We start from the raw sequence: 9,641 nt of genomic DNA on the forward strand, positions 1-9,641 counted from the left end.
GGCCGGGCCCACCCCGCCGCCACGCACCACGAGCGACCCGGTGGTGGTGCAGGCCGCGCTGCGCGATGCCGCCGCCGACGGCGCCCCGGTGTGGATCTGGCACACCGACGACCTGGGCGCGGTGCGCAGCACCCTGGTGACCCCCACGAGCGTGGACGGCGGCCGGTTGTTCGGCGTGAAGGACGCCGAGCGCCTGCCGCGGGCGTGGAGCATCCACCGCATCAGTGGGGTGGCGCCGGCCTCGCCGGCGCAGCCGTGGTAAGCAGGAGGGTCGGACTCGCGTAGACTGCCCCTCATGGCAGTTCCGAAGCGCAAGATGTCCCGAAGCAACACCCGCCACCGCCGCTCGCAGTGGAAGGCCGAGACGCCGACCCTGCAGACGCGCACCATCGACGGCCAGGAGGTCACCATCCCCCGCCGTCTGGTCAACGCCGTCAAGCGCGGTCTGATTAAGTTCTGAGCAGGTGAGGCGGGTCTGCCCGCCCACCGTGCGAGGCTCCCGGCCCTCCGGGTCGAGAGCCTCCTTGTCGTGTGATGACGGTCGTCACCACGACTGCCTTCTCAGGACAAGGAGAACCCCCGCCACCCTCGGGTGACGGGGGTTCTCGCGTGCCGGGGTGCCTCAGAAGATGCGCACCCGGTCGGCCGGGTCGAGCCACATGCCGTCGCCCGGCTGCGTGCCGAACGCCTCGTGGAAGGCGTCCAGGTTGCGGGCCACGTTGGCGCGGGCGTCCAGCGGCGCGTGCGGGTCGATGGCGAGCAGCCGCCGGGCCTCGGCCTCGCGGACGGTGCCGTTCCAGATCTGGCCCCAGGCCAGGAAGAAGCGCTGGTCACCGGTGAGGCCCTCCAGCTCCGGGGCGGGCTCTCCACCCAGGGAGATGCGGTAGGCCGCCAGCCCGATGGCCAGACCGCCCAGGTCGCCGATGTTCTCGCCCACCGTCAGGCCACCGTTCACGTGCGTGCCCGGGGCGTCCACCGGCTCGAGGGCGTCGAACTGGGCGATGAGCTGCTGGGCCCGCGCGTCGAAACGCGCCCGGTCCTCCTCGGTCCACCAGTCCTCCAACGCCCCGGAGGCCGCGTAGCGGGAGCCCTGGTCGTCGAACCCGTGGCCGATCTCGTGCCCGATGACGCCACCGATGCCGCCGTAGTTGGCCGCGTCGTCGGCGGTGGCGTCGAAAAAAGGCGGCTGCAGGATGGCCGCGGGGAAGACGATCTCGTTGAGGCCGGGGTTGTAGTAGGCGTTCACGGTCTGCGGCGGCATGAACCACTCGTCGCGGTCCACCGGCTGACCGATCTTGCGCAGCTCGCGCCGGGTCTCGGACTGCGCGGCCCGACGCACGTTGCCCATGAGGTCACCGGCGTCGGCGTGCAGGTCCGAGTAGTCCTTCCACCTCTCCGGGTAGCCGATCTTGGGGCGGAAGGCCTCGAGCTTCTCCAGCGCGCGCTCCCGGGTGGCGTCGCCCATCCACTCCACCTCGGCGAAGCGGCGGCGGTAGGCCTCCACGAGGTGGGCCACGAGCTGCTCCATGGCCTGCTTGTGCTCCGGCGGGAAGTGCTCGGCCACGTACAGCTTGCCCACGAGCTCGCCGGCGGCACCCTCCACGAAGGCCACGCCGCGCTTCCAGCGGTCGCGCATCTGCGGGGCACCGGTGAGGGTGCGGCCGAAGAAGTCGAAGTTCTCCTCCACCACCGCGGCCGGCCCGTAGGGCGCGCGCGAGCTCACCACGCGCCACGCCAGCCAGTCGCGCCAGGTCGCGGCGTCGGCCGCCTCGGGACCCTCCACGAGCGCCGGCAGCCCGGACAGGAAGGTGTGCTGGCGGGCGATGACGCGCTCCAGCCCCGCCTCGGGCAGGCCCAGCGCCTCGGCCCACGCGTCCAGGTGCAGGCCGTCCGTGGCGGCGAGCAGCTCCTCGCGGGTCCACGGCGTGAACGACTTCACGGCGTCGCGCGTGGCCACGGCGTCCCAGTGCAGGGCGGCGATGCGCCGCTCCAGGTCCACCACGCGCTGCGCGAACCCGGCGGCGTCCTCCTCGTCGGCCACGAGCCCGCTGGCCAGCGACTGGCGCCCCACGTGCTCGCGGTAGGCGGCCAGCACCTGCGCGTGCTGCTCCTCGCGGTAGTACGCCTCGTCCGGCAGGCCGATGCCGTGCTGCTCCAGGTAGACCGAGTAGCGGTCGGGGAACTCGTTGTCGTTGTCCACGAAGGGCACCACCAGGCCGGCCACGCCCACGGCCTGCAGGCGGCCCAAGGCCACGGCCAGGCTGCGGGCGTCGGTCACCTCGCGCACCACGGCCAGGTCCGGCCCCAGCGCGGCCACCCCGGCGGCCTCCACGGCGTCGGTGTCCATGAACGAGGCGTAGAGCGCCCCCACGGTGGCCGCGTCGGCGTCCTGCGCGTCCTGCCCGGCCCGCTCCGCGGCGGCCTCGATGAGGGCCCGCACGTCCGCCTCGGACTTCTCCCGCAGCATGTGGAAGGTGCCGTAGCTGGAGCGGTCGTCGGGGATCTGCGTGGTGGCACGCCAGGTGCCGTTGGCGTGCAGGAAGAGGTCGTCCTGGGGGCGCACCGACGGGTCGCGGTGGTCCAGGGAGAGTCCGAGGTTGGCAGTCATGGGCACACTGTGCCACCGGTCACGTCCGCGGCGGACCCTCGGGCCCCGGAGACGGCGGAGCCCCGCACCGCGGTGACCAGGTCAGCGGTGCGGGGCTCCGTCATCGAGCAGGGGCTGCTCAGTACTTGGTGAGGGCGGCGAACTCCCAGTGCCAGTACTCCGGCTTGTACGCGCCCTCGCGGGCCCAGGAGGGGTTCACCCAGCCGAAGCGCGGCGCGTTGGCGTCGAGCCACTTGTACTTGGGGGTGCCGAAGCCGATCTGCGCCTCGCCCTCGGCGATGTCGCAGGCCGCGGCCCAGCCGTGCTGCGAGGTGCCGGGGATGGCCGCCCAGAAGCCGCGGCGGATCTTGTACAGCACCTGGGTCTCGTAGGTGCGGTAGCACTCACCGATGCCGATGTCGTGGCCGAAGGTGTTCTTGTACTCCTTGTTGAGCTCGGCCAGAGGCTGCACGGCGCCGCACTGGATGAGCATGTGCTCCTTGCCCGGGAGGGGGTTGGCGCACAGCGTGCTCGGGTCCAGGCGACCGTTGGTGCCGGTGTAGGAGTAGTGGACGTCGGTGAGCTCGGAGGCCGGGACGAAGCTCGTGGGGCCGGCCTGGAACCACTGGCCGTCAGGGGTGTAGGAGCCGCGGAGGATGCCGCCCTCCGGCACGCTGCCCGCGTACCCGCTGCCGGGCGCGGTGTACACCCGGGTGAACTGGGCACCGCCCGCGGGGTCGATGTACTTGACGACCTGCTCGCCCGGGTCCACCGGGTCCACCGGGGGGTCCACGGGCGGGTCGACCGGCGGGTCCACCGGGGTGTCGGTGACCAGGGTGGCGAAGGGGCCCCAGAAGTAGCCGCGGTCGGTCTTGATCCAGGCACCCACGCGCTCGCCGGCGGTCACGGTGCCGGCCGGGACCTTGCCCACGACCCCGAAGCGCAGGCCGGGGCCCGAGCGGAGGTTGGCCGAGCGGTCGAGGCGGTAGGTCTGCTGGGTGGCGGGGTCCGCCGGCTGCGTGGCCCGCAGGTAGGCGCCGTGCACGAAGCCGTCGGCGGTCTGCACCCAGCCGTTGCCCAGCGGGGTGCCGGTGACCTGCTGGCCGGGGGCGTAGACCTTGCGGATGCCGGAGGCCACGGTGGGCTGCTCGCGCACGTTGAGCCAGGTGGTCACCTCGAAGGCCTGCTCGCCCTCGGCGGGGGCGGCGGAACCCGCGGCGGGGGGCTGGGTCGGGTCCGTGGCGGCGGCGCCCTCGTCGACCACGAGCGAGGCGGCGCGGACGTACCCGCCCTCGACCTGCACCCAGCCGTTGTCGAGCGGGGTGCCCTGCACGGCCTGGCCCGAGAGGAGGGTGTCGACCGTGGCGGAACCGGGCTCCGGGGCGACGTGGACGGAGACGGCGTCGCCGGCGGCGAGGTAGGAGGTGGTGGGGGCGGCGTGCGCGGTGGAGGCCGACGCGGCCACGGCTGCGGCGCCGAGGCCGAGTGCAGTGGCGGAGACGGCGCCCGCGGCACGCGGGGAACGGGTGGTCGTGAGCATGCGATGTCCTTGAGGGAGGTGAGGGAGCATGGGGAACCTGGAGGCACGGGGACGCGTGCCACGGGCACAGTGACGGTAACTAACATGACCTGTCAAGTGCGTCCATCCCACTGCCGGTGACCGGCACCACCCACCGCCGGGCCTCCGGGCGGCGCGCGGGGCTCGGCATCGCACCCCGGCGCCCTCCCCACGGCATGATGGACCGTCGTCACACCTGTGGAATTCCGCGTGACGAGTCCCCTCACATCTCATCGGAGAACTCATGGACAACCGCGACAGCGGGGCCACGCACGCCGAGGTGCTGGCCGACCGCGACAGCCTGGAATCGACCCTCAAACCCCACTGGGTGTGGGCCATCGCACTCGGTTCGGCCATCGGGTGGGGCGCCTTCGTGCTCCCCACCGACTGGCTGGCCACCTCCGGCCCGCTGGGCGCCGCCATCGGCCTGGCCGTCGGTGCGGCGCTCATGTGCCTCATCGCCGTGAGCTACGGCATCCTCATCCGCACCTTCCCGGTGTCCGGCGGTGAGTTCGCCTACGCCTTCCAGGCCTTCGGGCGCAACCACGCCTTCGTGTGCGGCTGGTTCCTCACCCTCGGCTACGCAGCCATCGTGGCGCTCAACGCCTCGGCCGTGGCCCTGCTCTTCCGCCGCCTCGTGCCGTGGCTGGTGGAGTGGGTGCCGCTGTGGGAGGTGGCCGGGTGGCAGGTCTACCTCGGCGAGGTGGTCGTCGCCTCGCTGGCGCTTGCGGCCTTCGCCTGGCTCAACACCCGCGGCACCGCCCTGTCGGGACGCGCGCAGTTCCTCATGGTGATGGCGATGCTCGTGGGCGTGGCCCTCATTCTCGCCGGCGTGCTGCTGCACCCGGACGGCACCTGGTCCAACGTCTCCCCCGGCGTCCCCTCGGGTGTGGGGCCGCTGCCGGCGATCCTGGCGATCGTCGCCATCGCGCCGTGGGCCTTCGTCGGCTTCGACAACGTGCCCCAGGCCGCCGAGGAGTTCGACTTCCCGCCGGCCAAGGCCTTCGGCCTCATCGTCTTCGCCATCGTGGCCGCGGCGGCCATCTACATCGCGATGGTGGTGGCCACCGCGGCCACTCAGCCGTGGGAGCAACTCGTGGCGGAGGAGCCCATCTGGGGCACGGCCGACGGCATCAGCGCCCTGTTCGGCACCGTGGGCCTGCTCGTGCTCGGCGTCTCCGTGGCCATGGGGGTGGCCACCGGCCTCAACGGCTTCTACGTGGCCTCGAGCCGTCTGCTGTTCGCCATGGGCCGCTCGCGGATCATCCCGGAGCGCTTCGCCGGGCTCAACGCCCACCACACCCCGGCGTTCGCCGTGTACTTCGTCATGGGCATCTGCCTGCTCTCCCCGTGGTTCGGCCGCCAGGCCCTCACGTGGATCGTGGACATGAGCTCCATCGGCGTCACCATCGCCTACACGTACACCTGCGCGGCGGCGTACAAGATGCTCCGTTGGTCCGGCAGCCCGGCGGTGCCCGGCGAGCCGGAGGGCAGCCGCTCCACCCGCAACAAGGTGATGGCGCTGCTGGGCGCCGTGGCGGGCGTGGTCTTCCTCGGCCTGCTGCTCGTGCCGGGCTCGCCGGCCGCGCTCAAGATGCCCTCCCTCATCGCGCTGGTGGTGTGGGTGGCCCTGGGCCTGGCCTTCTGGGTGAGCCGCCGCACGGCCGTGGCGCAGGTCTCCGAGACCGAGATGCGCGCGCTGGTGCTGGGCGAGCACGACGACCGGAAGGTCACCGCCTGACGGTCGCCCCCGCATCGACGCACGCCTGAACCACGGATCCCCGCCTGCGGTCCGGAGGTACGCCCCTGAGGGCGGATCTCTGGACCGCAGGCGGGGATCTGCGTCTGCGGGGTGGGGCCCGGTCAGCCGGCGAGCGCCTTGACCACCCGGCTGGCCGAGGGCTTGCCCAGCTGCTCGGCCATCCACGTGCTGGTGGCCACGAGCTTCTCCAGGTCCACGCCGTGCTCGATGCCCATGCCCTCCAGGGCCCACACGAGGTCCTCGGTGGCGAGGTTGCCGGTGGCCGACTTGGCGTACGGGCAGCCGCCCAGGCCACCGGCGGAGGCGTCCACCACGCGCACCCCGCGGGAGAGGGCCGCCATCGTGTTCGAGAGGGCCTGACCGTAGGTGTCGTGGAAGTGCACGCCGATGCGGTCGGTGCCCAGGCCCACGGCCTCCAGACCGTCCAGCAGGTGGTGCACGTGCGCGTACGTACCCACGCCGATGGTGTCGCCCAGGCTCAGCTGGTCGCAGCCCAGGTCCATGAGGCGCTGGCAGGTGTCCACCACCTGCTCCACCGGCACCGAACCCTCCCACGGGTCGCCGAAGCACATGGAGACGTACGCGCGCACCCACATGCCCTCGGCGCGCGCCTGCTCCACCACCGGGGCGAACATCTCGAACTGCTCCTCGCGCCCCCGGTTGAGGTTCTTCTGCGCGAAGGCCTCGGTGGCCGAGCCGAACACCGCGATGCTGGAGAGCCCCAGGGCCTGCGCGCGCTCCAAGCCCTTCATGTTGGGCACGAGGACCGGCCGCTTCGGCCCCTTCGCCAGGTCACCGAGCTGTCCGATGAGCTCCTCGGCGTCACCCAGCTGAGGCACCCACTTCTGCGGGACGAAGCTCGTCGTCTCCACGGTGTCCAGACCGGCGTCCACCAGGCGGCGCACGAACTCGGCCTTGGTCTCGGTGGGGATCACGCCCTTCTCGTTCTGCAGCCCGTCGCGCGGGCCGACCTCGTAGATGGTGACCGACTCAGGCATGCCGCCGACGGCTCCCAGGTCCGGGGTGAGGTCGCGGGCGGTCTCGATCTGGGCGGTGCGCACGGGGGCTCCTCGGGGACGGTGACGTGGGTCACCCCATCCTCGCACCGCGTGCGGTGTGCCACCGGGCGGGCCGGGCGGGAGAGGGCGTGCCCCGGGCCGGGCCGCGGCTCCACGGCTCCGCGCGCGCAACCCCACACGGCACGGGAAGGGTGGTGCCCGCACGCGAAACGTCCCGTGCCGTCAGTACCTTTCCCGTGCCGGGTGAGCCTTCCCGTGCGCCGGGCCGCGCGCCGGGGCCCACCCCCGACGCCCCACACCCCACGCAGACCCGCTGCCACGGAACAGCGCGACCGGCCGCCGCGTTGTCGCCCCCATGACCGGTCCCCTCATCGTCCAGAGCGACAAGTCCGTGCTCCTCGAGGTAGACCACGACGGCTACGAGGCCGCCCGCCGCGCCATCGCGCCGTTCGCCGAGCTGGAGCGCGCGCCGGAGCACGTGCACACCTACCGCATCACCCCGCTGGCCCTGTGGAACGCGCGCGCCGCGGGACTGGACGCCGAGACGGTCGTGCACGCCCTGGTGAGCCACAGCCGCTTCCCGGTGCCGCAGCCGCTGCTGGTGGACATCGCCGAGACGATGGACCGCTACGGCCGCCTCACCCTGGAGCAGCACCCCACCGCCGGGTTGGTGCTGCACTCCACCGACCGCGCGGTGCTCACCGAGGTCTCCCGCCAGAAGAAGATCGCCCCGATGCTGGGTGCCCGCGTGGACGACGACACGATCGCCGTGCACCCCTCCGAGCGCGGCGCGCTCAAGAGCGAGCTCATCAAGGCCGGCTGGCCCGCCGACGACCAGGCCGGCTACGTCGACGGCGAGGCCCACCCCATCGCGCTGGAGGGCGACTGGGAGCTGCGCCCCTACCAGCAGCACGCCGTGGACGGGTTCGCCGACGGCGGCTCCGGCGTGGTGGTGCTGCCCTGCGGCGCCGGCAAGACCCTGGTGGGCGCCGGGGCGATGGCCCGCCAGCAGACCACCACGCTGATCCTCGTGACCAACACCCAGTCGGCCCGGCAGTGGAAGGCCGAGCTGCTGCGCCGCACCACCCTCACCGAGGACGAGATCGGCGAGTACTCCGGCGCGGTCAAGGAGGTGCGGCCGGTCACCATCGCCACCTACCAGGTGCTCACCACCCGCCGGAAGGGCGTGTACACGCACCTGGACCTGCTCGACGCCCGCGACTGGGGCCTGGTGGTCTACGACGAGGTGCACCTGCTGCCGGCCCCGATCTTCCGGATGACGGCCGACCTGCAGGCCCGCCGCCGGCTGGGTCTCACGGCCACCCTGGTCCGCGAGGACGGCCGCGAGGACGAGGTGTTCAGCCTCATCGGCCCGCAGCGGTACAACGCGCCGTGGAAGGACATCGAGGCCCAGGGCTGGATCGCCCCGGCGGACTGCGTGGAGGTGCGCGTCACCCTGCCCGAGTCCGACCGCATGGCCTACGCCACCGCCGAGCCGGACACCCGCTACCGCCTGGCCGCCTGCGCCGCGGCCAAGCTGCCGGTGCTCGAGCGCATCGTGGAGCACCACGCCGGGGACCAGCTGCTCGTCATCGGCCAGTACCTGGAGCAGCTCGAGGAGATCGCCAACCGGCTGGACTGCGACATCATCACCGGCGAGACCCCGCAGAAGGAGCGTGGCCGGCTGTTCGAGGCCTTCCGCGCCGGGGAGATCACCCGTCTGGTGGTGAGCAAGGTGGCCAACTTCTCCATCGACCTGCCCGAGGCGTCGGTGGCCGTGCAGGTCTCCGGCACCTTCGGGTCACGCCAGGAGGAGGCCCAGCGGCTGGGTCGCGTGCTGCGCCCCAAGAGCGACGGGCGCACCGCGCACTTCTACACGGTGGTCACGCGCGACACGGTGGACGCCGAGTTCGCCGCGCACCGCCAGCGCTTCCTCGCCGAGCAGGGGTACGCCTACCGCATCCTCGATGCCGAGGAGGTGCCCGCCGAGCTCGCCTCGCCGGAGGCCTGAGCGCGGGAGTCGCGGCTGGCAGCACCCTCGCGCCAGGGCGCCAGCGCCCCACCGCGCACCACGCCGGCCCCCAGCACGAGCAGCAGCACGAGGAAGGCCAGCAGGTAGTCGTTGCCCACGACCATCTGCAGCGGGTTCCAGTGGAGCTCCTTCATCTCGCGGCCCGGCGCCCACCAGTGGGCGTCGGCCACCAGCACCAGGGCCACCAGCCCGGCGAGCGCGCGCAGGTGCCCGGGCGCCAGGCGCATCATCGGGGCCACGCGGGGCGCGGACTCCCACAGCGCGACGGCCAGCGGCACCGCCCACACCCAGTGGTGCGTCCACGCCACCGGGGAGGCCACCACCACGGCCAGCGCGGCGGTGAAGAAACCGAGCACCCGCTCGCCGCGCAGCACCAGCCAGGCGCCCACGGCCACGATGGCCACGGACACCACACCGCCCACGAGCAGCCAGGCCAGGCTGGCGGCATCCGTGCCGGGACCGTAGAGGCGGCTGAAGAAGCCCATGGCGGACTGGTTGCCCAGGTACTCCTTGGGCATGGAGTGGTTGATGGCGTCGGTCATGTGGTTGGGCGACCCGCCGGCCGATGCGGGGAGGGTGTCGAACCAGAACGCCCTGGCCGTGCCGGGGACCACCGCGAAGGACAGGCCGATGGTGGCCAGGAAGGTCGCGAAGGCCACGCCGGCGGCCCGCCACTGGCGGGG

At 72.7% G+C, this 9,641-nt stretch carries 8 protein-coding genes; 4 read left to right on the plus strand and 4 right to left on the minus strand.

Annotated elements, in window-relative coordinates:
* The coding region (locus HMPREF3099_RS13005) for a hypothetical protein (RefSeq protein WP_168168497.1) at positions 1–262 on the plus strand (262 nt) is incomplete at its 5' end.
* Positions 263–295: 33 nt separating this feature from the next.
* On the plus strand, positions 296–460 hold the full coding sequence (rpmF, locus tag HMPREF3099_RS08870) for a 50S ribosomal protein L32 (RefSeq protein ID WP_070705630.1): 165 nt from the start codon (positions 296–298) through the stop codon (positions 458–460).
* Between the two features lie 162 nt (positions 461–622).
* Here the strand turns inward: rpmF and HMPREF3099_RS08875 are convergent, their stop codons facing one another.
* Positions 623–2,608, minus strand: a complete 1,986-nt coding sequence (locus HMPREF3099_RS08875) for a M13 family metallopeptidase (RefSeq protein WP_070705631.1) — start codon at positions 2,606–2,608, stop codon at positions 623–625.
* A gap of 118 nt (positions 2,609–2,726) precedes the next feature.
* Positions 2,727–4,127 carry a D-alanyl-D-alanine carboxypeptidase family protein gene (locus HMPREF3099_RS13660; RefSeq protein WP_070705632.1) on the minus strand — a complete coding sequence of 467 codons (1,401 nt, stop codon included), beginning with the start codon at positions 4,125–4,127 and terminating at the stop codon, positions 2,727–2,729.
* Positions 4,128–4,389: 262 nt separating this feature from the next.
* On the opposite strand from HMPREF3099_RS13660, the gene HMPREF3099_RS08885 reads away from it, so the two are divergent.
* Complete coding sequence (locus tag HMPREF3099_RS08885) at positions 4,390–5,886, plus strand: APC family permease (RefSeq protein ID WP_070705633.1); 1,497 nt, start codon at positions 4,390–4,392, stop codon at positions 5,884–5,886.
* Between the two features lie 122 nt (positions 5,887–6,008).
* On the opposite strand, the gene HMPREF3099_RS08890 is transcribed toward HMPREF3099_RS08885, so the two are convergent.
* Positions 6,009–6,905, minus strand: a complete 897-nt coding sequence (locus tag HMPREF3099_RS08890) for a hydroxymethylglutaryl-CoA lyase (RefSeq protein ID WP_070705639.1) — start codon at positions 6,903–6,905, stop codon at positions 6,009–6,011.
* Positions 6,906–7,281: 376 nt separating this feature from the next.
* Between HMPREF3099_RS08890 and HMPREF3099_RS08895 the strand changes: the two genes are divergently transcribed.
* Positions 7,282–8,937 (plus strand): DNA repair helicase XPB, encoded by a 1,656-nt coding sequence (locus tag HMPREF3099_RS08895; RefSeq protein ID WP_070705634.1) that lies wholly within the window; start codon positions 7,282–7,284, stop codon positions 8,935–8,937.
* On the opposite strand, the gene HMPREF3099_RS08900 is transcribed toward HMPREF3099_RS08895, so the two are convergent.
* Positions 8,880–9,641, minus strand: a 762-nt coding sequence (locus HMPREF3099_RS08900; protein ID WP_168168498.1) for a glycosyltransferase 87 family protein, incomplete at its 5' end; no start/stop codon positions are given. The two genes, HMPREF3099_RS08895 and HMPREF3099_RS08900, sit on opposite strands and share 58 nt — an antisense overlap.

The organism is Kytococcus sp. HMSC28H12, assembly GCF_001816045.1.
GTDB classification, from domain to species: domain Bacteria; phylum Actinomycetota; class Actinomycetes; order Actinomycetales; family Dermatophilaceae; genus Kytococcus; species Kytococcus schroeteri.

Coding starts and splice junctions, on each gene's coding strand:
- rpmF (WP_070705630.1), top strand. CDS start 296: ATGGCAGTTCCGAAGCGCAAGATGTCCCGAAGCAACACCCGCCACCGC.
- HMPREF3099_RS08875 (WP_070705631.1), bottom strand. CDS start 2,608: ATGACTGCCAACCTCGGACTCTCCCTGGACCACCGCGACCCGTCGGTG.
- HMPREF3099_RS13660 (WP_070705632.1), bottom strand. CDS start 4,127: ATGCTCACGACCACCCGTTCCCCGCGTGCCGCGGGCGCCGTCTCCGCC.
- HMPREF3099_RS08885 (WP_070705633.1), top strand. CDS start 4,390: ATGGACAACCGCGACAGCGGGGCCACGCACGCCGAGGTGCTGGCCGAC.
- HMPREF3099_RS08890 (WP_070705639.1), bottom strand. CDS start 6,905: ATGCCTGAGTCGGTCACCATCTACGAGGTCGGCCCGCGCGACGGGCTG.
- HMPREF3099_RS08895 (WP_070705634.1), top strand. CDS start 7,282: ATGACCGGTCCCCTCATCGTCCAGAGCGACAAGTCCGTGCTCCTCGAG.